Origin of the sequence: Acidibrevibacterium fodinaquatile, from assembly GCF_003352165.1 — a bacterium.
GTDB lineage: Bacteria > Pseudomonadota > Alphaproteobacteria > Acetobacterales > Acetobacteraceae > Acidibrevibacterium > Acidibrevibacterium fodinaquatile.
The window spans coordinates 1,371,235-1,391,829 of sequence record NZ_CP029176.1 but is presented as its reverse complement, the minus strand read 5'-3'; the positions used below and the strand labels follow the sequence as shown (position 1 = coordinate 1,391,829).

Annotated in this window: 23 protein-coding genes; 12 read left to right on the top strand and 11 right to left on the bottom strand. The window is 68.3% G+C overall.

All coding sequences use genetic code 11. The annotated features are described in order from the left end of the window. Positions 1–9: 9 nt before the first annotated feature. The 7 genes from ccmI to DEF76_RS06720 are packed head-to-tail and all read right to left on the bottom strand — an operon-like array spanning position 10 to position 5,144. A complete protein-coding gene (ccmI, locus tag DEF76_RS06750) occupies positions 10–714 on the bottom strand; it encodes a c-type cytochrome biogenesis protein CcmI (RefSeq protein WP_114911676.1) in 705 nt (234 codons plus the stop codon). Then, positions 711–1,163, bottom strand: a complete 453-nt coding sequence (locus DEF76_RS06745; RefSeq protein WP_114911675.1) for a cytochrome c-type biogenesis protein — start codon at positions 1,161–1,163, stop codon at positions 711–713. The genes ccmI and DEF76_RS06745 overlap by 4 nt, the downstream gene beginning before the upstream one ends. Beyond that, complete coding sequence (locus DEF76_RS06740) at positions 1,160–1,765, bottom strand: DsbE family thiol:disulfide interchange protein (protein WP_114911674.1); 606 nt, start codon at positions 1,763–1,765, stop codon at positions 1,160–1,162. The genes DEF76_RS06745 and DEF76_RS06740 overlap by 4 nt, the downstream gene beginning before the upstream one ends. Further along, positions 1,762–3,723: a heme lyase CcmF/NrfE family subunit gene (locus tag DEF76_RS06735; protein WP_114911673.1), complete on the bottom strand. Its 1,962-nt coding sequence runs from the start codon at positions 3,721–3,723 to the stop codon at positions 1,762–1,764. Before DEF76_RS06735 ends, DEF76_RS06740 begins: the two co-directional genes overlap by 4 nt. A gap of 10 nt (positions 3,724–3,733) precedes the next feature. After that, a complete protein-coding gene (ccmE, locus tag DEF76_RS06730) occupies positions 3,734–4,234 on the bottom strand; it encodes a cytochrome c maturation protein CcmE (protein ID WP_114911672.1) in 501 nt (166 codons plus the stop codon). Continuing rightward, a complete protein-coding gene (locus DEF76_RS06725) occupies positions 4,231–4,368 on the bottom strand; it encodes a heme exporter protein CcmD (protein WP_114911671.1) in 138 nt (45 codons plus the stop codon). Before DEF76_RS06725 ends, ccmE begins: the two co-directional genes overlap by 4 nt. Continuing rightward, a complete protein-coding gene (locus DEF76_RS06720) occupies positions 4,365–5,144 on the bottom strand; it encodes a heme ABC transporter permease (protein WP_114911670.1) in 780 nt (259 codons plus the stop codon). The genes DEF76_RS06725 and DEF76_RS06720 overlap by 4 nt, the downstream gene beginning before the upstream one ends. A gap of 79 nt (positions 5,145–5,223) precedes the next feature. Between DEF76_RS06720 and DEF76_RS06715 the strand changes: the two genes are divergently transcribed. The 8 genes from DEF76_RS06715 (at position 5,224) to folE (ending at position 11,352) form a co-directional block, all read left to right on the top strand. Continuing rightward, positions 5,224–5,517 (top strand): YciI family protein, encoded by a 294-nt coding sequence (locus DEF76_RS06715; RefSeq protein WP_114911669.1) that lies wholly within the window; start codon positions 5,224–5,226, stop codon positions 5,515–5,517. A gap of 11 nt (positions 5,518–5,528) precedes the next feature. Beyond that, a complete protein-coding gene (locus tag DEF76_RS06710) occupies positions 5,529–5,942 on the top strand; it encodes an EVE domain-containing protein (RefSeq protein ID WP_114913724.1) in 414 nt (137 codons plus the stop codon). Between the two features lie 62 nt (positions 5,943–6,004). Continuing rightward, positions 6,005–7,315 carry a serine hydrolase domain-containing protein gene (locus DEF76_RS06705; RefSeq protein ID WP_114911668.1) on the top strand — a complete coding sequence of 437 codons (1,311 nt, stop codon included), beginning with the start codon at positions 6,005–6,007 and terminating at the stop codon, positions 7,313–7,315. Further along, entirely contained in the window at positions 7,312–8,091 is a 780-nt protein-coding gene (locus DEF76_RS06700) for an enoyl-CoA hydratase (RefSeq protein WP_205216128.1), read from the top strand. The genes DEF76_RS06705 and DEF76_RS06700 overlap by 4 nt, the downstream gene beginning before the upstream one ends. A 2-nt stretch (positions 8,092–8,093) precedes the next feature. Beyond that, positions 8,094–8,381: a DUF1330 domain-containing protein gene (locus DEF76_RS06695; protein ID WP_114911667.1), complete on the top strand. Its 288-nt coding sequence runs from the start codon at positions 8,094–8,096 to the stop codon at positions 8,379–8,381. A gap of 27 nt (positions 8,382–8,408) precedes the next feature. Then, positions 8,409–9,179 (top strand): SDR family NAD(P)-dependent oxidoreductase, encoded by a 771-nt coding sequence (locus DEF76_RS06690; RefSeq protein ID WP_114911666.1) that lies wholly within the window; start codon positions 8,409–8,411, stop codon positions 9,177–9,179. A gap of 9 nt (positions 9,180–9,188) precedes the next feature. Beyond that, positions 9,189–10,616, top strand: coding sequence for an MFS transporter (locus tag DEF76_RS06685; RefSeq protein ID WP_240319130.1), 1,428 nt, complete (start codon positions 9,189–9,191; stop codon positions 10,614–10,616). Positions 10,617–10,722: 106 nt separating this feature from the next. Then, complete coding sequence (gene folE, locus DEF76_RS06680; RefSeq protein ID WP_408842827.1) at positions 10,723–11,352, top strand: GTP cyclohydrolase I FolE; 630 nt, start codon at positions 10,723–10,725, stop codon at positions 11,350–11,352. Between the two features lie 23 nt (positions 11,353–11,375). Here the strand turns inward: folE and DEF76_RS20445 are convergent, their stop codons facing one another. Together DEF76_RS20445 and DEF76_RS06670 are read right to left on the bottom strand one after the other, a co-directional pair. After that, positions 11,376–11,624 (bottom strand): BrnA antitoxin family protein, encoded by a 249-nt coding sequence (locus DEF76_RS20445; protein WP_114911663.1) that lies wholly within the window; start codon positions 11,622–11,624, stop codon positions 11,376–11,378. Positions 11,625–11,643: 19 nt separating this feature from the next. Beyond that, on the bottom strand, positions 11,644–11,961 hold the full coding sequence (locus tag DEF76_RS06670) for a BrnT family toxin (protein ID WP_114911662.1): 318 nt from the start codon (positions 11,959–11,961) through the stop codon (positions 11,644–11,646). Positions 11,962–12,298: 337 nt separating this feature from the next. Here DEF76_RS06670 and nudC point away from each other — a divergent pair, with 337 nt between their 5' ends. The 4 genes from nudC to DEF76_RS06650 are packed head-to-tail and all read left to right on the top strand — an operon-like array spanning position 12,299 to position 17,306. Next, a complete protein-coding gene (gene nudC, locus DEF76_RS06665) occupies positions 12,299–13,228 on the top strand; it encodes an NAD(+) diphosphatase (RefSeq protein ID WP_114911661.1) in 930 nt (309 codons plus the stop codon). A 24-nt stretch (positions 13,229–13,252) separates the two neighbouring features. Further along, positions 13,253–14,992: a hypothetical protein gene (locus tag DEF76_RS06660; protein ID WP_114911660.1), complete on the top strand. Its 1,740-nt coding sequence runs from the start codon at positions 13,253–13,255 to the stop codon at positions 14,990–14,992. Beyond that, a complete protein-coding gene (locus DEF76_RS06655) occupies positions 14,947–15,861 on the top strand; it encodes a hypothetical protein (RefSeq protein ID WP_114911659.1) in 915 nt (304 codons plus the stop codon). Before DEF76_RS06660 ends, DEF76_RS06655 begins: the two co-directional genes overlap by 46 nt. Beyond that, the gene (locus tag DEF76_RS06650) at positions 15,858–17,306 is read left to right on the top strand and encodes an NADH-quinone oxidoreductase subunit D-related protein (protein WP_114911658.1); all 1,449 of its coding nucleotides are present in this window, start codon (positions 15,858–15,860) and stop codon (positions 17,304–17,306) included. Before DEF76_RS06655 ends, DEF76_RS06650 begins: the two co-directional genes overlap by 4 nt. A gap of 6 nt (positions 17,307–17,312) precedes the next feature. Here DEF76_RS06650 and DEF76_RS06645 read toward each other — a convergent pair whose 3' ends face one another. Together DEF76_RS06645 and DEF76_RS06640 are read right to left on the bottom strand one after the other, a co-directional pair. Then, entirely contained in the window at positions 17,313–18,821 is a 1,509-nt protein-coding gene (locus DEF76_RS06645; RefSeq protein ID WP_114911657.1) for a carbohydrate porin, read from the bottom strand. A 79-nt stretch (positions 18,822–18,900) separates the two neighbouring features. After that, on the bottom strand, positions 18,901–20,538 hold the full coding sequence (locus DEF76_RS06640) for an electron transfer flavoprotein-ubiquinone oxidoreductase (protein ID WP_240319129.1): 1,638 nt from the start codon (positions 20,536–20,538) through the stop codon (positions 18,901–18,903). Positions 20,539–20,595 lie beyond the last annotated feature (57 nt).

Genomic DNA, 20,595 nt, shown 5'->3' with positions numbered 1-20,595 from the left:
TGATCTCGCTCAGGGGTTGGCAAGGCTCAGCCGCTGGCGCACCGCATCGCGCCATGGGGCATCGGCGGGGGCGGCTGCGAGGGCCTGGCGAAAGAGGTCGGCGGCTTCCGGCGTCACCCGGCCGGCGGCCTCAGTCATCGCCTCGGCGGTTTCAGCGGCAAGCGTCGCCTCGAAGCCGGCGGCGAGCGCCCGCTGCCAGGCCTCGGCGGCGGCGGCCGGGTTGCCGCGGGAATTTTCGGCGTTTCCGAGCAGGATGTAGCCCTGGCGCGCGCGCGGCGAGGCCGGGTCCATACTGGCGAGCCGGGCGCGCAGAGCGGCGATGAGGGCCTCCTCCTTGGCCGCCTCGGTGCGCCGCGGCGCGAGCGGCGCGGCTGGCAGGAACGGCATGCCGCCGGGCCAGTAAAGCGCGAGGGCGGCAAGCGGAATGAGCACGAGCGTGATCAGCAGCGGGCGGCGCTGCGTGCCTTCGGCACCGCTTTCCTGCTCGGCGCCAGCGGCGAGCAAACGGCGCTGCACCTCGATCTCTGCGGCGGCGTATTCCTCGGCGCCGATGCGCCCGTCCGCGCGCTCGCGCGCGAGTTCGGCGAGCTGGGCGCGATAGAGCGCGAGTGCCGCCTCACGCCGCCCACGCAGCCGATAATGCCGGCGCCCGAGCAAAAGCGCGAGCGGGAGCAGGCAGAGCCCAGCGGCGAGCACAAACAAAAGCCAGATCACGATTTCAACAGATCCTTGAGCTTGCGCTGTTCCGCCGCCGAAAGCGGCGCCGGCGGCGGGCGCCGCTCGCGCATCGCAAAAGCGACGATGACCGCGCCGCCGATGAGCGCCAGCGCCGGCGAGGCCCAGAGCAGCCAGGTCAGCGGCTCGAAAGGCGGGCGCAGGCGCACGAAATCGCCGTAACGCGCGACCATCCAGGCGATGATTTTCTTGTCGCTCTCCCCGGCCGCGACATGCTGGCGGACGATGTGGCGGAGATCGCGGGCGAGATCGGCGCCGCTATCCTCGATGCTCTCGTTTTGACAGACGAGGCAGCGCAATTGCCGCCCGATCGCCTCTGCCCGCGCCTCCTGCTTGGGATCGGGCAGCATCTCAGCGGGGTCGCTGATCGCCAGCGCCGAAGCGACCGGCAGCGCCAGAAAAACCAGCAAAACCCATAACCTGATCATGCATAGGTCCGGAGCAGAGGGGAAACCTCGTCGCGCACCGTCTCGGGCGCGAGCGGGCCGGCCCAATGGCCGCGCACGATCCCAGCGCGATCGATCAGGAAGGTTTCAGGCACGCCATAAAGCCCCCAATCGATCGATACAAGGCCGCGTTCGTCGCGCGCGAGCCGCGCATAGGGGTTCCCATCCTCGCCGAGAAGTTTCGCCGCATCCGCCGCCTGGTCCTTATAGGCGATGCCCCAGATCGGAACGCCAGCGGCGGCCATCGCCATCAATTGCGGATGCTCGATCCGGCACGGGACGCACCAGGAAGCGAAGAAATTGAGCAGAAGCGGCCGTCCCCCGGCTTGCAGGGCGGCGCGGAGATCGGCGCTGCCGAAGCCGATGCTCGCCGGCGCTTGCGCGGGCAGCGCGGCGAATTCGGGAATGGCATGGCCGACCAGCGGGTTATCGACCGCGTGGGGATCGTAACGGCCGGCCTCCATGCGCCGCAGCAGGGCATAGAACCCGCCTCCGGCGGCCGCGGCGACGGCAAGGGGAATGCCGACCAGGGCACGGCGCGAAAGCCCCCTCGACGCGCCGCGCGCCGGCCGTGCGCCGCTCATGCCGAGACCGCCCGCGCCGACATGCGGCGGAGTGGCGCGCCGATCCGCAAGCGGCGATCGGCGAGCGAGAGCCCACCGCCCGCCGCCATCACCAGGGCGCCGAGCCAGATCCAGGGCGCGAGATAATTGACATGAAGGCGCAGCACCGCCTTGCCGTCACGCTCCTCCCCGAGCACGGCGTAGAGATCGCGGAACAGATTGGTGCGGATCGCGGTCTCGGTGGTGGTGGTGCGCTGGAGCGGATAGCTGCGCCGGCCGGGGTTCATCATCGCGACCACGCGGCCATCGCGCATCACACGGAGATCGGCGAGGCGCGCGCTATAATTCGGCCCCGGCACATCATGGAGATCGGCGAGCGTCCATTGATAGCCGCCGAGTTCGACGGTCTCGCCGACGGGAATGGCAATGATCCGGTGCTCGGCGATCGCCATGCCGGCGATGCCGGCAACGGTCAGCCCCATCCCGGCATGGGCGATCGCGCCGCCCCAAGCGGCGAGCGGAATGCCGCCGAGCCGGGCGAGACTCACCGCGAGCGGCACGCGGAACAGGCGTATCCGCTCGACGATGTCGACAAAGGCGCCGAGGATCAGCCACGCACTGGCGGCGAAGCCGAGGGCCGGGAAAACCGCCATCCGAAAACGCGCGAACGCGCCGACCGCAAGCGCCGCGAGAGCCACCCACCAGAGCCGGATCAGCGCCGGGCCGAGAGCCGCGCGTTTCCACGACAGCATCGGCCCGATCACCATCACGGTGAAAAGCGGGATCGCGAGCGGCAACACGGCGGCGTTGAAAAACGGCGCGCCGACGCTGATTTGCGCGCCGGCGAGCAATTGCGCGAACAAGGGATAGGTGGTGCCGGTGAACACCACCACGGCGATCGCACATAGCAGGATATTGTTGAGGACCAGCGCGCCTTCGCGCGACAGCGGCGCGAAAATTCCGGTCGGCATCAGCCGCGGCGCCCGCCAGGCGAACAGGACCAGCGCCGTGCCGATGACAAGGGCGAGCAGCACCAGGATAAAGACCCCGCGCGCCGGATCATTGGCGAAGGCGTGAACGGAGTTGAGGATCCCCGAGCGCACCAGGAACGTGCCACAAAGGCTCAGCGAAAACGTCCCGATCGCGAGCAAAACCGTCCAGATTTTCAGGGCGTCGCGCTTTTCGACGACGATCGCCGAATGCACCAGGGCGGTGCCGGCAAGCCAGGGTAGCAGCGAAGCATTCTCCACCGGATCCCAAAACCAATACCCGCCCCAGCCGAGCACATAATAGGACCACCACGAGCCGAGCGCGATGCCGCCGGTGAGGAACGCCCAAGCCGCCAGCGCCCAGGGCCTGACCCAGCGCCCCCAGGCGGCATCGACGCGGCCCTCGATCAGGGCGGCAAGCGCGAAGGCGAAGGGGATCGAAAACCCGACATAGCCGGCATAGAGGATCGGCGGATGAAAGGCGAGGCCGGGATCCTCGAGCAGCGGGTTCATCCCCTGCCCTTCCCACGGCGGCGGCCAGAGCCGCACGAAGGGATTGCTGACGGTGAGTGAAAACAGCACGAACCCGACCGAGGTCGCCCCGAGAACGCCGATCACCCGCGCCCGCGTCGCCGCCGGCAAAGCGCGCCCGAACACGCCGACGGCGGCGCCGCAGAGCGCAAGAATGAAGCACCAGAGCAGGATCGAGCCCTCATGGTCGCCCCAGATGCCAGTGATCTTATAGAGTAGCGGCTTCGTGCTCTGGCTGTTTTGGGCGATGTTGTAGACCGAGAAATCGGAGACCAGGCTCGACCAGAGGAGAGCCGCGAAAGCGATCGCGAGCGCCATCATCTGGCCGAGCGCGAGCCCCGGCGCGCTCGCCATCAGCACAGCATCCCGCCGCGCCGCGCCGACCAGCGGCAAGACCGCTTGTGCGGCCGCCAGAATGACCGCGAGCGCCAGCGCGAAATGGCCGAGTTCGGGAATCATCTTCGCCCTTTCATCCGCCGTTCTTGGTCGCGGGCAAGGTGTTCCAGGTTGCGGCCGGCGGCGGCGGGCCCGCTTGCGGCTGCCAATGGCCGCTTTTCTTCAGCGCCTCGACCACTTCCTTCGGCATATAGGTCTCGTCATGCTTGGCGAGCACCTCGGAGGCGATGAAACCGCCATCCGGCGCGAGCGTCCCGAGCGTCACCACCCCCTGGCCCTCGCGAAACAGATCCGGCAGCACACCGACGTAGGAGACATTCACCGAAGTTCGCCCGTCGGTCACGCGAAACCGCACCGCAGGCTCGCCGTCGATCATCATATGCTGGACGCTGCCGGCGGCGACGAGACCGCCGAGGCGAAGCGTCTCGCCGGCATGGCCGCGGCGCGCGAGGTCGGAGGGGGTGACGAAAAACACCAGATTATCGCGGAACGCGAACAGGGTCAGCGCCGCCGCCGACCCGAGGCCGAGGCCGCACGCAAGCATGATCGCGAGCCGGCGATGCTTGCGCTTCATCGCCGCCGCCCTCCCTCGAGCACCAAAAGCCGCGCCCGCGCCCGGCGCAGCCGCAGCCAAGCCTCGCCCGCGAGCCAGACCGGGATCACGAGCGCGGCGCCATAAGCCGGCACGATGTAGGCGAGATGGGTCATGCCCCCTCCGCACGGGCGGCGAGAAGGGCGCGGATGCGCCGCTCCATCACCGCCGCCGAAAGCCGCGCCAGTACCAGGGCCGCGAAAATGAACGAGGCGCCGAGCGCGGTAAATAAAAGCGGCCACAACATGCCAAGATACATGGTCGGCGCGCCGCTGAGCGTAATGCTCGCCGGCTGATGCAGCGTGTTCCACCAATCGACGCTGAATTTGATGATCGGCAGATTGACGACGCCAACCAGCGCCAGGATCGCGCCGGCGCGATAGCCGCGCTCGGGGCTGTCGAAGGCGCGGGTCAGCGCGATATGGCCGAGATAGAGGAAAAACAGCACCAGAACCGAGGTCAGCCGCGCATCCCAGACCCAATAGGCGCCCCACATCGGCTTGCCCCAGAGGCTGCCGGTGATGAGACAGATGGCGGTGAAGCCGGCGCCGACCGGCGCGATCTCGACGGCGGCGAGATCGGCGAGCGGATGGCGCCACACCAAAGACGCGGCGGACGCGCCGGCCAGCGCCATATAGCCCGCCGAGGCGAGCCAGGCCGCCGGCACATGGACATACATGATCCTGACCGCGTCCCCCTGCTGCCAATCGGCCGGGGCGATGAACAGCCCCCAGTAAAGCCCGATCGCGGCAAGCGCGAGACCGAGCACGCTCGCCCACGGCAACACCCGCCCGGCGAGGCGCAAAAAGCGCCCGGGATTGGCAAAACGATGCAGCCCGCGCGCACCCGGCGGCGGGACAGTCGATGAGAAAACCTTCACGGCACCCAGCATAGCCGCTCCGCCTCCAGGTTTGAAGCCGGCCGGCGTTGCCTCTATGCTCGACTGCAAATCACGCTCTCGGGAGAGATTCATGTTGTTCGCCATTATCTGCACCGATCGGCCGGCGAGCCTTGATCTGCGTCAAGCAACGCGGCCGGTCCATCTCGACTATCTCAAAGCCCACGCCCACCGGCTGATCCAGGCCGGCCCCGTGCTCAACGCCGCCGGCGAGCCCTGCGGCAGCCTGCTCATCGTCGATGCCGCCGACCGCGCCGAGGCCGAAGCCTTCGCCGCCGGCGATCCTTACGCCCGCGCGGGCTTGTTCGAAAGCACGCTGATCCGCCCCTATCGCATGGTGTTCCGCGACGGCCAGATGATCGCATGAATAGCGGGGTTTTGCCCGCCTGGCTGGTGAAATCCGAGCCCGACGCCTTCAGTTGGGCCGATCAGGTGAAAAACGGCACCGAGCCCTGGACCGGGGTGCGCAATCACGCCGCCAAGAATAACCTCAAGGCGATGCAAGTCGGTGACTTCGCGTTTTTCTATCACTCCAATACCGGCCGCGAGATCGTCGGCCTCGTCGAAGTGGTGCGCGCCGCCTACCCCGACCCAACGGCCGAGAGCGGCGACTGGGTCGCGGTCGATGTCCGCGCTGTGGCTCCCTTGCCACGCCCGGTGAGCCTCGCCGCGATCAAGGCCGAGCCGCGGCTCGCCGATTTCGCGCTGATCCGCCAGTCACGGCTTTCGGTGATGCCCGTCGCCACCGCTCACGCGCGGCTGTTGCTGCGGATGGGTGGGTTGAGCGGTTGACGTGATGATTGACCGCTGGCCCGCGCCGGCGGAACAATGGCGACGGGAGAGCGGAGGAAACCATGCGCAAAGTCATTCCCATCCTCGCCGCGTTGGCGCTGTTCGCGAGCCCGCCCGCGCGTTGGGCGCAGGCGGCGGCGCTCGATCCCGCGGCGCCGGAGGAAGAAGGCATGTCGAGCGCGCGGCTGGCGCGCATCGGCGCGGTGTTCAACGCCGAAATCGCCGCCGGACGCATCCCCGGCGCGGTGATCATGATCGCGCGCGGCGGCCATCTCGTCTATCGCGAGGCGTTCGGCTACGCCGACAAGGCGGCAGAGCGGAAGATGACACCCGATACCATCTTCCGCCTCTATTCCATGACCAAGCCGCTGGTCTCGGTCGCGGCGATGACGCTGGTCGAAGAGGGAAAGCTCCAGCTCACCGACCCCGTCGCCAAATATCTCCCCGAATTCAGCGTCTTGCAGGTAAGCGTGCCGGCGACCAACGGGCTCGGCCAGCGCGCCTATACCCTGGTCGCGGCGACCCGCGGGCCGACCATCCAGGATCTTTTGCGCCACACCGCTGGGCTCGCTTATGGCGAGATCACCACCAACCCGCTGGTGCGCGACGCCTATATCAAAAGCCGTCTCAGCAAACCCGATTTCGACTACAACGTCACCGATCTCGCGCCCGATGAATTCGTCCACGCTCTCGCCGCCGCACCGCTCGCCTATCAGCCGGGAACGGTGTGGGAATATAGCCTCGCGGTCGATCTCCTCGGCCGGGTGGTGGAAAAAATCTCCGGCCAGCGCCTCGCCGATTTCGTCGCCGAGCGCCTGTTCCGCCCGCTCGGCATGGTCGATAGCGGGTTTTCCGTGCCGGCCGAAAAACAGGACCGGATCGCCGAGCCGCTGCCGACCGATCCCGCAACCGGCGCGCCCAACCGGCTGATCGATGTGCGCTCGCCGCCGGCCGAGGATTCGGCGGGCGCCGGCGGCGTCGGCACGGCGATGGATTATTTGCGCTTTGCCGAAATGCTGGAGGAAGGCGGCCGGCTCGACGAACACGTCATCCTGAGCCCGACGACGGTTGCGCTGATGACCGCAGATCAGCTTGGCCCGACCATCCGGCCGACGATTTCCCCGGGCGAGATGCTGCTCGGCGTCCCTGGTTACAGCTTCGGCCTCGGCTTCATGGTGCGCATGACCCCGGGGCTGGCCGGGGTTCCGGGCTCGGTCGGCGAATTCATGTGGGCGGGCTATGCCGGCACCTTCTTCTGGGTCGATCCCGCCGAGCAATTGGCGGTGGTGATGATGATCCAGGCGCCGGGGCCAAGCCGGGCCTGGTATCGGCGGGAGATCAAGGATCTGGTCTATCAGGCGATCGTCGAATGAGCGCCGCCATGGTGCGCCTCGCGGAGGACTGGCGGGGAGAGGAATTGATCGCCGAAATCACCATCGATCGGCCGGGCAAGCTCAATGTCATCGGCCAGGCGGCGATGCTTGATTTGCGGGCGCTTTGTGATGATCTCGCCGGGCGGCCGGAATTGCGCTGCGTCGTGCTGCGTGGCGGCGGCGACAAAGCCTTCATCGGCGGCGCCGACATCGCCGAGATGGCGGCGCTCGATCCGGCGAGCGCACGGCGCTTCATCACCGCGCTGCATGAGGTTTGCGCGGGTCTGCGCGCTCTCCCGGTGCCGGTGATCGCGCGTATCGCGGGCTATGCGCTCGGCGCCGGCCTCGAAATCGCCGCCGCCTGCGATCTCCGCATCGCGGCCAGCACCGCCCGCTTTGGCATGCCGGAGGTGAAGGTCGGGATTCCCTCGGTCATCGAGGCGGCGCTGCTGCCGCGCTTGGTCGGCGATGGCCGGGCGCGCGCGATGGTGCTGCTCGGCGAGGTTTTTACCGCCGAGGAAGCAGAGCGCTGGGGCTTGCTGTCACGGGTGGTGGCGCCGGAGGCCCTCGAATCGGCCGTCGCGGAGGCGATAACCGCGGTGTTCGCGGCCGGGCGCGAGGCCCTCCGGCTGCAAAAAGCGCTGTTTCAGCGCTGGGAAAATCTGCCGCTCGAGGCCGCGATCGCGGCCGGGATCGATGCCTTCGCGCAAGCCTTCGAGGGGCCTGAGCCGCGCCAGCGCCTCGGCGCGTTCGTTGCTCGCAAACGGGGAGACTGACCATGCCGGCCTATCTCATCGCCGAGATCGAGGTTACCGATCCCGCGCTTTATGAGCGCTACAAGCCGCTCGCCGCCGCCGCGATCGCCGCCGCCGGCGGGCGCTATCTGGTGCGCGGCGGCGAAACCGCCGCCCTCGAAGGGGTGCCGCCGCCGGGGCGGGTCGTCGTCCTCGAATTCCCGAGCGTCGCCGCGGCGCGGGCGTTTTACGACGGCCCGGATTACGCCGCGGCGCGAATGATCCGCGAACGCGCGGCGACCAGCCGGTTTTTCATCGTCGAAGGTTTGTGAAATCTTCAAAAACCAAGAGGAAACGCCATGACCAATCGCTTCGCCCTCTATCCCAGCCTCAAGGACAAGGCCGTCTTCATCAGCGGCGGCGCGACCGGGATCGGCGCCGCCTTTGTTACGCATTTCGCCGAACAGGGGGCACGGGTCGGCTTCATCGACCTCCTCGATCAGGAGGCTCAGGCGCTGGCGAGCGAGATCGCCGGCAAGGGGCAGCCGAAACCGCTCTATCGCCATTGCGATGTGACCGACACCGCCGCCCTCAAAGCGGCGATCGCCGCACTCGCGGCGGAACTCGGCCCGATCACCGTGCTGATCAATTCGGCGGCCAATGACCAACGCCACACCATCGAGGAAGTGACCCCGGAATACTGGGATAATCGCCTCGCGATCAATATCCGCCATCAGTTTTTCGCGGCCCAAGCGATCGCGCCGATGATGATCGCCGCCGGCGGCGGCTCGATCGTCAATATCGGCTCGGCGAGCTGGCATCTCGGCCAAGGCGGCATGCCCGCCTATGTCGCGGCCAAGGCCGGCATCGAGGGGCTGACACGCGGTCTCGCCCGCGATCTCGGCCCGCATAAAATCCGCGTCAATTGCATCATCCCCGGCTGGATCATGACCGAACGGCAGATGACGCTGTGGCTGACCCCAGAGGCCGAGCGTGGCCTGATGGAAAAACAATGCCTCAAGGAAAAAGTCTATCCCGCCGATATCGCGCGCATGGCGCTCTGGCTCGCCGCCGATGACAGCCGGCTGTGCTCGGCACAGAATTGGGTGGTCGATGGGGGATGGAGCTGATACCCAGTCTTGACCGGCGCCGCTGATCGCGCGCTGGGACACCAGCGGCGGGAGTTTCGCGGGACGATGGAGATGGCCGACGGCTTGGAGCAGCCCCAGCGTTTTTGGGGCGCGCTGACGATCTGGCTCGGCCTGACCCTCGCGGTGCTCGACGGCGCCATCGCCAATGTCGCGCTGCCGGCCATCGCGCGCGACGTGCATGCCGCCCCCGCTGCCGCCGTCTGGGTGGTGAACGCCTATCAGCTCGCGGTCACCATCTCGTTGCTGCCGCTCTCCGCGCTCGGGGAGCGGCACGGCTATCGGCGGGTCTATTGGGCCGGGCTTTCGGTGTTCATCGTCGCCTCCGCCGCTTGCGCGCTGTCGCGAACGCTGCCGGCATTGACGCTGGCCCGCGTCCTGCAGGGCTTCGGCGCCGCCGGGATCATGAGTGTGAACGGCGCGCTGGTGCGTTTCATCTATCCGCGCCGACTGATGGGCCAAGGGCTCGGGCTCAATTCCATGGTCGCCTCGGTCTCGGCGGCGCTTGGCCCCACCGTCGCCGCCGGCATTCTTTCCATCGCGCACTGGCAATGGCTATTCGCGATCAATGTGCCGCTCGGGGTCCTCGCGCTGATCATCGCGCTGCGCACTTTGCCGGCGACGCCGCGCTCGGCACAGAAATTCGATGTCGCCAGCGCCGCGCTGAACGCGCTGACTTTTGGTTTGCTGATCGTCGGGATCGACGGCGCGGCGCACGGCCAGGGGCGTCTCGTCATCGCTGGCGAACTGCTTGGCGCGGTCGTTTGTGGCGCCGTGCTGATCGCCCGCCAGCTTTCCGAGACGGCGCCGCTTCTCCCCGTCGATCTCCTGCGGATCCCGCTGTTCGGGCTTTCGGTCGCGACCTCGATCACCACTTTCGCCGCCCAGAGCCTCGCTTTCGTCTCACTGCCGTTTCTGTTTGAAAATGGCTTTCATCTGAGCGATGCCCATACCGGCCTCCTGATGACGCCGTGGCCGGTCGCGGTCGCGGTGATCGCGCCGTTCGCCGGCCGCCTCGCCGATCGCTACCCGGCCGGCCTGCTGGGCGGGATTGGCCTTGCCGGCATGACCGTCGGCCTCGCTTTGCTTACCCTGCTGCCGAGCCACCCCGCCCTGCCCGCGATCATCGCGCCGATGGCGCTTTGCGGCCTTGGCTTCGGGTTTTTCAACTCACCGAACAATCGCGCCATGCTGACCGCGGCGCCGCGCGAGCGGAGCGGCGGCGCGAGCGGCATGCTGGCGACCGCCCGCTTGCTCGGCCAGACCACCGGCGCCGCCCTCGTCGCGCTGTGCTTTGCTTTTGCCCATGCCCGCGGCCCCAAGCTCGCCCTCGCCTTGGCGACGGGGGCGGCGGTGGCGGCGACGATCGCGAGCCTCTCGCGCCTGGGCGGGGCGGCGCGCGCGGGCGCTGAGTCATGAGCGGCTTGCGGCCTGCGCATCCGGCGCCATATCTCATCAATGGGGGCATTGGCCGCGAAGGCGGCCGGCGCCGTTGGGGAAAGAGGATGACCAGCGCGTGGATAGCATAACGAACGCAGCGAAACTCCGTGCCAAGCCGGTCTCCGACCGGCCTTCTCGCCGGCAGGCGGAGGCGGCGGTGCGCACGCTGCTGCGCTGGGCGGGCGACGATCCCGGGCGCGAGGGGCTGCGTGACACGCCGTCGCGCGTCGTGCGCGCCTATGAGGAATTCTTCGCCGGCTACGCGACCGACCCGGTCGCGCTACTCGCCCGCACCTTCGAGGAGGTCGAGGGATATGACGAGATCGTGCTGCTCCGTAACATTCGCCTCGAAAGTGTGTGCGAGCATCACATGGCGCCGATCATCGGGCGCGTCCATGTCGGCTATCTGCCCGACCGGCGCGTGGTCGGCATCAGCAAGCTCGCCCGCGTCGTCGAGGCCTATGGCAAGCGGCTGCAGATCCAGGAGAAGCTCACGGCGCAGATCGCCAATGTCATCAATGAGGTGCTGGAGCCGCGCGGCGTCGCGGTGGTGATCGAGGCGGCGCATCAATGCATGACCACGCGCGGCGTCCACAAGCCCGGCGTGACGATGACCACGAGCCGCATGCTCGGCGCCTTCCGCGACGACGCGGCCACCCGCCGCGAATTCTTCGCCATGCTCCAGACCAGCCCGCAAAGCGGCTGCGAGGGGTGATCAGCGGCCTTTGTTCCTGGCCATCACCGCGAACGGCCGCCCGCGCCCCGCTTCTTTTCCTCGTCCATGAACGACCGCAGAACGGCGTTCATGCGCGTCTGATAACCCCTGCCCAGGCCTTTGAACCACGCGAGCAGATCGGCATCCAGCCGCACGGACACCAGTTTTTTCGGCGTCGGCATCACCGCTTGCGCCTTCAGATACCAATCCTGCGGAACCCGGTTCCAATCGGGATCGCTGGCGATGGATTCTTCGAGTTCGCTCTCCGTCATACGGCGGAGGCGTTCCCTGTCAGTCCGGCTTTCGTTGCGATCCGCTTTCCGCAGCGCCTCGGCCGAAATACGTGTCGTAGTGCTTTCTTTCATTTTTTCGCGCTCTCCGCATCGAGATGACACGAAGCGCAGGCCCTCGCATGGTGCAGATAATAGCAACAGCAATGTCGTCGAGCATGCCGATGGCGATCCAACGCTGCTCTCCATTACCTTCTTTAGCTGGATACTTAAGATACGGGCCATCAAGAACCCAAATGGCATCACGAAAATCAAGCCCATGCTTCTCGATATTGGCGTTCCGCTTATTTTCATCCCACTCGAAATCGTCCCACTCCATGATAATGTCCTATTTGATAATGTCCTATTTTAGGAAATTATATTGGGTATCATACAGAGATTGAGCCAAGGCAATCGGAAGTTCCAAATCCCGAATGAAGGGTCATAGCCATCCTCGAAGGGGGGAACGAGCCTCATCAATGGTTTCAAACAAATCATTTCAACTCGTGATCTCTCATGCATCCGTTTGCGAGCAGCAAGCACTCCGTCTTTGTTGATATAAAACGTAGCTACACATACACATAGCACGCGCGCTTCGCAAGAGGAGATTCTTCCACGCGGGTTGCCGCGCCGGCGGGGGCGTGGCACGCTTTGCCGGCCATCGACCGTGAGGAAACGTGATCCCGATCCGCGCCCGTCGCCCCAACCCCTACAGCGCAAGCCCGCTCGACCGCGCGAGCGCGCGGCGGGAGGATGCCGCGTTCCTCGCCGCCGCGCGCGAATCGCCCGACAGTCTCTTCGTTCCGGTCTGGCGCGGCCAGAGCCTGCTCGCCGGCGAGGCGGAGGCGGTGCGCGGGGTTTTTCTTGCTGGCGCCGAGGCCGATCCCTGGCGCGTTGACGCACCCTGGGCGTTTCTCGGCCTGTGGCAGGAGCGGCCGGTCTTCGCGATCGATTGCGGCGCCGCCGAAGCGCCGCCCGCCTTCGACGCGCCTGCGTTCGGCGAAACTGCGCGCTTTGCCGATCTCCGCGCCGCCGCCGGCGCGTTACCCGAGGCCGAGGCGGCGATCCTCGCCCATGCCCGCGGCCTTCTCCACTGGCGCGCGCGGCATCGTTTTTGTGGCGTCTGCGGTGCGGCGTGCGAGGCGCGAAGCGGTGGCAACACCCTCGTCTGCACGCGCTGCGAGACGCCGCATTTCCCCCGCACCGATCCCGCCGTGATCATGCTGGTGGTGCAGGGCGATGCCGCGTTGCTCGGCCATTCGCCGCGCTTTCCGGTGCCCGAGATGTATTCGACGCTCGCCGGCTTCGTCGAGCCCGGCGAAAGCCTCGAGGAAGCGGTGGCGCGCGAGGTGTTCGAGGAAACCGGCGTGCGCGTCGGCGCCGTGACCTATCATTCCAGCCAGCCCTGGCCGTTTCCCGCCTCCCTCATGCTCGGCTTTTACGCCGCGGCGCAAAGCACCGAGATCGTGCTCGACCCCGCTGAGCTGAGCGATGCACGGTGGTTCTCCCGCGCCGACATCCGCAACCACAAGGCGCTCGGCTTTCGCCTGCCACGCGGCGACAGTATCGCACGGCGGCTAATCGAGGACTGGCTGGAAAGCGGCTGACAACCGGGAGGAAAACACCGTCGGATGCTGGCGCTGGGTTTTTTCACGCTCCTCATGGCGCCGCTCATCGCGGGATCGGGGCTGGCGGCGCTGCCCCGGCTGCGCGCGCCGCTGGCAGCGCGGCTCTGGCTGGTTCCGCTCGCCGGCGCCGTGGTCGCGCTTCTCTCTCTCCTGCTCGGAGAGCCGGCCGGCGCCCTGGCGCTGCCGTTCGGCCTGCCGGGATTTCACCCGCTGCTGCGGCTCGACGGGCTTTCCCGGCTGTTTCTGCTCGCGCTCTGCCTCCCCTTCGCCACAGTGCTGCGGGTCGCGGCGCCGGCGCGGCCGGCAGCGGCGGGGCTGCTGTTCGCCGGGCTGTTGAACGTCATCCTCGCCGGCGACGCTTATGCCCTGCTCGCCGGTCTTGCGCTCGCGCTCGGCGCCGCGACGCGCCTCCTCGCAACGTCGCGCTTTTTCCCGATGGCGGCGTGGCTCGCGTGGTTGCTCGTGCTCGCCGCCCTCGCGCCCCCCCTTCCCGATGGCACGCCCAACCCCGCCTTCGTCGCCATGCGCGCGCTGGCCTTGCCGGCGGCGGCGAGCGGCTCGGTCGCCGGGCTCGTTGTGCTCGGCGCCGGGCTTCTTGGCGCCCCCCTCTTTCGTCCGCGTGTTCTGGCGACGGCGGAAAACGGCGCTCTGCTCGCCGCCGCCCTGGCGCCGACGGTGGCCTATCTCGCGGCGCGTTTCCTTGGTGATCTTCTCGCGCTCGGCGCCGCCGGCCCGATCGCGGCGCTGGCGCTCGGGCTTGGGCTTGCCGGTGCGCTGAGCGCCGCCGCTGCTGCGGCATGGGCCGAAGATATCGCCGTCATCGTCGCCGCTTTCGTGCCGCTGCTGCTCGGCGAGAGCCTGTTCGCGCTCGGCATCGCCATTTGGGCGCGGCGCGCCGATCTCGCGGCGCCGGGGCGGGATGCGGTCGCCGCCTTTCTCGCGCTCGCGCTGCTGAGCGCACTCGCGGGGCCGCTGCTGCTGCTGCTCGCGCGCGCGGTGACGCGTGAGGCCGGCAGCCGGCAGCTTGCGCGGCTCGGCGGCCTCCTCGCGCCGATGCCACGCGCGGCGGCGCTGGCCGGCCTCGCGCTGAGCGTGGCGCTGCCGTTTGGCCCCGGGCTTCTCGGCGGACCACTGGCGATGACGGCGCTGCTCCGCCTGCCCGCGAGCGGGCTTGGCAGCGTCTTTCTCGCCGCCCTGGTCGCGCTTGCCGGGCTTCTTTTCGCGCTCGGCGGCTTCGCCGCGCTCCGGCTCTTCGGCTTGGGCTTTCTCGGCCCGCCGCGAAGCCCGCGAGCCTCGGCGGCGGCCGATCTCGCCGGGCGGGAGCGGTCATCGCTCGCCGTGCTCGCGGCCGCGCTCGCGCTGTTCGGCTTGGTTCCGGGGATTGCCGCGCGGCTGATCGCCTCGGCGATGCCGACCTTGGTTGCCGGCGATGCCGCAACGCCGACCTCGATGATCGCCGCTCCCGCCTGCGCGGCGTTGCTGCTTTTCCTCACGGCCCTGCTTTGGGCAGCCACCGGCCGGGGCGCGCGGCTCGTCGCGCGGGTCTGGGAGGAAGGGTATGGGCCGTTGCCGGGCTGGCTCCCGTTCGGTGACCCGGTGACGACGATCGCCCCCGGCGCGTTCGGCGCCGAACTGCGCGCCGCCGCCAAACTCGGCCTGGTGATACTGGCGCGCCGGCTGCGGCGGCCGCGCGCGGCATGGCGGGCGGCGCGGGACGCCTGGCGGGCGCCGCCATGCGGCTGATCGCGACGGCGCTCAATCTCGCGCTGATGCTGGCCGCGGCACCCGGTTTCGCCTGGCTTCTGGCGATGGCGGCGGCGCTTCGTGACCGCGCGCCAATGCCGGCGCCGCTCGCGATCTGGCGGCTCTGGTGGGCGCTCTGGCGGGCCGAGCAGGTGCGTCTCTCCGGGGTTTCCGCGTTTGCTGATGCTGCCATCGCCGCCGGCCTCGCCGCCGCCATCCTCGCCGCCGCCCTCATCCCGACCTTCACCACCGCCCTCGCGACCGCGCCCTTCGCCTCCTTGCCGCTGGTGGTCGCGCTGCTCGCGTTGGCGGCGATCCTGCCGCTGCTTTCGCTTATGGCGGCGGGGACGATGGCGGGAGGGATCGCGGCGGGGCGGATCCTCGGGTTTTTCTGCGCAGCCAGCCCCGCGCTTTTCCTCACCTTTTGGGCGTTGGCGCAACTTGGCGGCGGCGTCATGCTGAACGCCATCGCAACACCGGGCGGTGTCGCGTCGCCACTCGCGCCGCGCCTGCTCGCCGCCATCGCGCTCGCCGCGATCGCGCGGGCGGCGCCGACGGCGGCGGCGGCGGAGAGCGGCGGCCGGGCACGGACGATGGCGCTCGCCACCACCGCCCTCACCCAACTCGGGGCGCTGAGCCTGGTCGCGGCCCTCCTGGTGCCTTTCGGCATCGCCGGCGAAGGCCAGGGTCTCCTCGCCGCCGGGATCGGGCTCCTCCTCTGGCTCGTGAAAATGGCGGTGGCCGCCGGGCTGCTCGCCTGGCTCCGCCCGGCCCGGCCGCCGGCGTCGCGGCTGCTTTCCCCCGCGCTCACGGTCGCGACAATCTGCGCGGCGCTCGCCGCCCTGCTCGCGCAAGCGCCGCTGATATGAGCCGCGCCCTTCTGGACGCGGCGCCGCGCGATGCCGCACTCCGCCCCTGGCCGTGGCGGCGCTTGGATGCCGCTGGCTGGCGGTCTCTCGCGGCAGGAGCGGGCGATCTCGCGCTGCTCGCGCTCTGGGCCGAGGCGGACGGCGTGCGCGCGGTGTTTCGTTGCGGCGACGGCACGATCATGCCGGTCGCCGCCCCCCTGACGGACGGGCGCTATGCGACGCTCAGCCGGCGCTGGCCGGAGGCGGCGGGGTTCGAGGCCGCCATCGCCGATCTCTGGGGACAGAAGGCGGAGAGCGTGGCAGGCACGGAAAAGCGGCTCGATCACGGGGTCTGGCCGCTCTCCATCCCGCTCGCGCCAGCCCCCGGGCCGGCGCCGATGGCGGCCGACTGGCCGGAATTTTTCGCCGAGGCCGCCGGCGAGCAATGGCCGAACGGGCCCGCCGGGCCGCCCTTCACCCCGCTCGAGCATTGGCGTTTTCGTCTCGACGGCACCCGCATCGCCGCGGCAGCGCGGCGCGCCGGCTATGGCCATAAAGGCCAGATCAGCTTGATGCGCGGCAAGCCGGCGCGCGTCGCGGCGCGTTTTGCGGCACGGCTGGCGGGGGAGGCGACGGTTGCGCATAGCATCGCCTTCGCCGCCGCCGCCGAGGCCGCGCTCGGGCTCACCATTCCGCCCCGCGCCACCGCTCTCCGCGCCGTCATGGCGGAACTCGAGCGGATCGGAACCCATCTCTCAGACCTCGCCGATCTCCTCCGCGAGGCCGGTGCGATGCGGCGGGCGGCGGCGACGTGCGATGCGCTCGCCACACTCCGCGCCGCGCTCGCCGTGGCGTTCGGGCATCGGTTGATGATGGATGTCGTCGTGCCGGGTGGGGTCGCCGCCGACCTCGATCCCGCGCGGAGCGAGACGCTGCTTGCCGCCCTCGCCGGGATCGAGGCCTGGCGGGCGCGGTTTTCGCTGCCCGAGGCGGCGCTCGCCGGGCGCGGCGTGGTGCGCGGCGCCGGGGTCGGATTGGTCGCACGCGCCGGCGGCCAGAGCGAGGACGCGCGGCGCAGCCCGGGTTATCCGCCCTATGAGCGGCTCGATTTTGTGGCCCCGACTCGCCTTACCGGCGATGCCTTGGCGCGCGCGGCGCTAAGGGTCGCCGAAATCGGGCTCAGCGTCACGCTTGTCCGCCACCTCCTCGCGACACTGCCCACGGGTGCGCTCAGCGTTGCGCTCTCGCATGAAAGCGGCGAAGGGCTCGGCGTCACCGAGGGGCCGGCGGGTGAAATCTGGCATTTTCTTGCGATCCGCGGCGGGTTGATCGCCGAGGCTTTCCCCTGCGATCCGTTCTGGCGAAACGAGGCGGCACTGATTGCCGCGTTTTCCGGCGCCGAGCGCGGCGATTGGCGGCTGATCCGCGCCTCTTTCGGCGCCGGCGCCGCGGGCGCCGATCTCTGAGCCGGCTCAGAACGTGATCACGGTGCGCAGGCCGAACACCGCTTCATTGGCGATGCGCCGCGTGGGCTCGAGCGGGTTCGGGATGCCGCCGCTGGGGTTGAAGAAATACTGGAAATCGGGCTGCACCAGCCACCACGGCGCGATTTGATATTGATACGTCGCTTCGAGGAAGGTCTCGATGCCTTGGGCGGGATCGTAGCGATTGGTGTAATAGGCAACCTCGTTGTCATAATTGGCCAGCGCCGAGCTGACCTTTGCGACGCCGAAACCGAGGCCGAAATTGTCGTTGTCGCGCCCGGGCAGCGGGTCTTTGACGACGAGACCGCCATCGTAGCTCGCGGAAATCTGGTTGCGATCGGGCGGCGCCACCATGGCGCGCGCGAAAACGCCCACCGAACGCGGGCTTTCCGGGCTCGATCGCCAGACCATCTGATCGGCAAGCGCGTAGAGGCTCTCATTGCCGCGACGCATCAAGGGATCGCCGTTGCTCGCCGGGCTTGCGAGCGGGACGCCGAGCGTGTCGTATTCCTGATCGGGGAAGGAGCCGGAATCATACCAGAAGCCGATCTTATAGGTGCCGGGTAGGCCGGGGGACTGGTCGGGCGAAACCATGTCCCCGAGGGCTGGCTGATTGACGGCGTATTGCAGCTCGGCGATCCAGAGCGCGCCGGTATTGAGATTGAACGCGCCGCCCCAAGCCTCGGCGCCCCGCACCTGGGAGTCGTTATAGAACGAGCCGCCGGCCGGATTGTCGTCGAACACGCCAGCGAGCACGGTGATCGCATGCGTCGGCTGGGCACGCAGCCGCACGCCGAGCGAGGCGAGCGGGTAGGCCGGCCCGCCGGCATACATGTCAGCGGACGGCAGCATCGGCCAGCCCATCATCATATTCATGAACACCGTTGAGGAATATTGGCTGACCATGAATTCCTGATCGATGCTTTGCTGGCCGATCTTGATATCCGTCGCGCCTTCGAAAAACGATTGCTGGTACCACATTTCCCAAAGGCGGGTCGAACGGTCCGCCTCAATCCCGCTCGCCTGTTGGAGGACATCGAGATTGTCGGTGCTGAGATTGCGGCCGTGAATCTGCAGCGCGCTGACATTGAAAATCCCGCCGACCCAGCCGAACGCTTTTTGCGTATCGAGCCCGACGCTCATCTCGGTCATGCCGTCATAATCGGCGCCGGTATGGACGCCGCCGGTGACGTTGCCGAGCACCTCGCTGGTTTCCTGGAGGCCGAACGAAATGCCGACATTGCCGAGCGAGGTGCGCAGGCCATCCATGTCGAGCAGCAGATTATTGCGTGAGGGCGAGAAGAGGCCGGTGAAGAAATCCGGCCCGGCATCGCCCGCCACCGGCGCCGTGCCGCTCGCGGCGGCGGGCCCGGTGGTCGGTATCGATTGCGCCCAAACCGGCGCCGCGGCGAGGAGCATCCCCAGCAATGGCGCGATGAAAACCGGCGACCGGCCGCGGCGGCGCGCGCGGGAGAGGGAGAGCGGGACGCGCGGCATGGCGGCACCATTTGCAATTGCGATTTATTCGCATCTAATCGGCAGCCGACATGCCGTCAAGCGGGCAAAGCCGCCCGCGCTACATCCCGCTCGGATAATTCGGGCCGCCGCCGCCCTCTGGCGTGCACCAGTCGATGTTCTGGGTGGGATCCTTGATGTCGCAGGTCTTGCAGTGGACGCAGTTTTGGGCGTTGATCTGAAGGCGTGGCGCGCCCTCCTCGACCCCGACCGCTTCATAGACGCCGGCCGGGCAATAGCGGCTCTCGGGTGCAGCAAAGCGCTGCCAATTGACGGCTTGCCAACGCTCTGGCTCACGAAGCTTGAGATGCGCCGGCTGGTCTTCCTCGTGATTGGTGTTGCTGATGAAAACCGAAGCGAGGCGGTCGAAGGTGAGCTTTCCGTCCGGCTTCGGATAGGCGATGCGCGGCGCCTGATCGGCGGGAAGCAGCGTTGCGTGATCGGGGTGGGGGTGGTGCAGCGTCCATGGCGCCCGGCCGCGCAGCACGTAGGTATCGAGCGCCGCGTTGACGAGCCCGCCCCACAGGCCGAAGCGGGCGAAACCGGGGCGGATATTGCGGGCTCCCCGCAATTCTTCCCAAAGCCAGCTCGCGCGGAGCCGCTCGGGGTAGCGCGCGAGCGCCGCCGGGCGGTCGCCGGCCAGCGCCTCCGCCAGCGCCTCGGCCGCCACCATGCCGGATTTCATCGCCATATGCGTGCCCTTGATCTTGGGCACGTTGAGGAAGCCGGCACTGTCGCCGATCAGGATCCCGCCGGGGAAAACGAGCTTGGGCAGGGATTGCAGCCCGCCCTCGACCAGTGCGCGCGCGCCATAGCTGATCCGCCGCCCGCCGGCGAAATGCCCGACCATCGCCGGATGGGTTTTGAGCCGCTGCATCTCCTCGAACGGCGAGAGCCAGGGATTGCGATAATCGAGCCCGACGACGAAGCCATAGGAGATGAGATTGGCGCCGAAATGATAGAGGAACGAGCCGCCATAGCTGCTTCGGTCAAGGGGCCAGCCGATGGTGTGGGTGATCTCGCCGGGGCGATGGTTTTCCGCCGGCACCTCCCATAATTCCTTGACCCCGATCGCGAAGGTCGGCGGATCGACCCCCTCGCTAAGGCCGAAACGCGCGATCGCCTGTTTGCTGAGCGAGCCGCGGCAACCCTCGGCGAGCACGGTGTAGGCCGCGCGCAGCTCCATCCCCGGCTGATAATTCGGCCCTTTTTCGCCGGATTTGGTTACACCCATGTCACCGGTGATGACCCCGGCGATGCGCCCCTCCTCCTCGATCAGGGCGGCGGCGGGAAAGCCGGGATAGATCTCGACCCCGAGCGCCTCGGCGCGGGCGGCGAGCCAGCGGCAGAGATCGCCGAGGCTCGCGACGAAATTGCCACTATTGTGCATTTGCGGCGGGGTCGGCAGACGGAGCGCACGGCGAGCGGTCAGAAACAGAAACCGGTCATCGCCGGCTGGGGTCACGAGCGGCGCGCCCTCTGCCTGCCAGTCTGGGATCAGCTCGGCGAGCGCTCGCGGCTCGATCACCGCGCCGGAGAGGATATGGGCGCCGATTTCGCTGCCTTTTTCGACCAGACAGATCGCCGCCTCGGGGGCAAGCTGCTTGAGGCGGATCGCCGCCGCCAATCCGGCGGGGCCGCCGCCGACGATGACGACATCGAAATCCATTCTCTCACGCGCGATATCTTCCTCACCCATACGTCATCTTCCTTTCTGCTGGGGAAAGTGTAGCCGATCGGCGCTGGCTGTGCAAAA

Bases quoted from the DNA above. Each gene is read 5' to 3' on its own strand.
- DEF76_RS06670 (WP_114911662.1), bottom strand. From the start codon at position 11,961: ATGGAGTGGGACGATTTCGAGTGGGATGAAAATAAGCGGAACGCCAAT.
- DEF76_RS06720 (WP_114911670.1), bottom strand. From the start codon at position 5,144: ATGCTGGGTGCCGTGAAGGTTTTCTCATCGACTGTCCCGCCGCCGGGT.
- DEF76_RS06715 (WP_114911669.1), top strand. From the start codon at position 5,224: ATGTTGTTCGCCATTATCTGCACCGATCGGCCGGCGAGCCTTGATCTG.
- DEF76_RS20445 (WP_114911663.1), bottom strand. From the start codon at position 11,624: ATGACGGAGAGCGAACTCGAAGAATCCATCGCCAGCGATCCCGATTGG.
- DEF76_RS06655 (WP_114911659.1), top strand. From the start codon at position 14,947: ATGGCGGGCGGCGCGGGACGCCTGGCGGGCGCCGCCATGCGGCTGATC.
- DEF76_RS06690 (WP_114911666.1), top strand. From the start codon at position 8,409: ATGACCAATCGCTTCGCCCTCTATCCCAGCCTCAAGGACAAGGCCGTC.
- DEF76_RS06725 (WP_114911671.1), bottom strand. From the start codon at position 4,368: ATGACCCATCTCGCCTACATCGTGCCGGCTTATGGCGCCGCGCTCGTG.
- DEF76_RS06735 (WP_114911673.1), bottom strand. From the start codon at position 3,723: ATGATTCCCGAACTCGGCCATTTCGCGCTGGCGCTCGCGGTCATTCTG.
- DEF76_RS06745 (WP_114911675.1), bottom strand. From the start codon at position 1,163: ATGATCAGGTTATGGGTTTTGCTGGTTTTTCTGGCGCTGCCGGTCGCT.
- DEF76_RS06640 (WP_240319129.1), bottom strand. From the start codon at position 20,538: ATGGGTGAGGAAGATATCGCGCGTGAGAGAATGGATTTCGATGTCGTC.
- DEF76_RS06740 (WP_114911674.1), bottom strand. From the start codon at position 1,765: ATGAGCGGCGCACGGCCGGCGCGCGGCGCGTCGAGGGGGCTTTCGCGC.
- ccmE (WP_114911672.1), bottom strand. From the start codon at position 4,234: ATGAAGCGCAAGCATCGCCGGCTCGCGATCATGCTTGCGTGCGGCCTC.
- DEF76_RS06705 (WP_114911668.1), top strand. From the start codon at position 6,005: ATGCGCAAAGTCATTCCCATCCTCGCCGCGTTGGCGCTGTTCGCGAGC.
- DEF76_RS06700 (WP_205216128.1), top strand. From the start codon at position 7,312: ATGAGCGCCGCCATGGTGCGCCTCGCGGAGGACTGGCGGGGAGAGGAA.
- DEF76_RS06660 (WP_114911660.1), top strand. From the start codon at position 13,253: ATGCTGGCGCTGGGTTTTTTCACGCTCCTCATGGCGCCGCTCATCGCG.
- DEF76_RS06695 (WP_114911667.1), top strand. From the start codon at position 8,094: ATGCCGGCCTATCTCATCGCCGAGATCGAGGTTACCGATCCCGCGCTT.
- DEF76_RS06645 (WP_114911657.1), bottom strand. From the start codon at position 18,821: ATGCCGCGCGTCCCGCTCTCCCTCTCCCGCGCGCGCCGCCGCGGCCGG.
- DEF76_RS06650 (WP_114911658.1), top strand. From the start codon at position 15,858: ATGAGCCGCGCCCTTCTGGACGCGGCGCCGCGCGATGCCGCACTCCGC.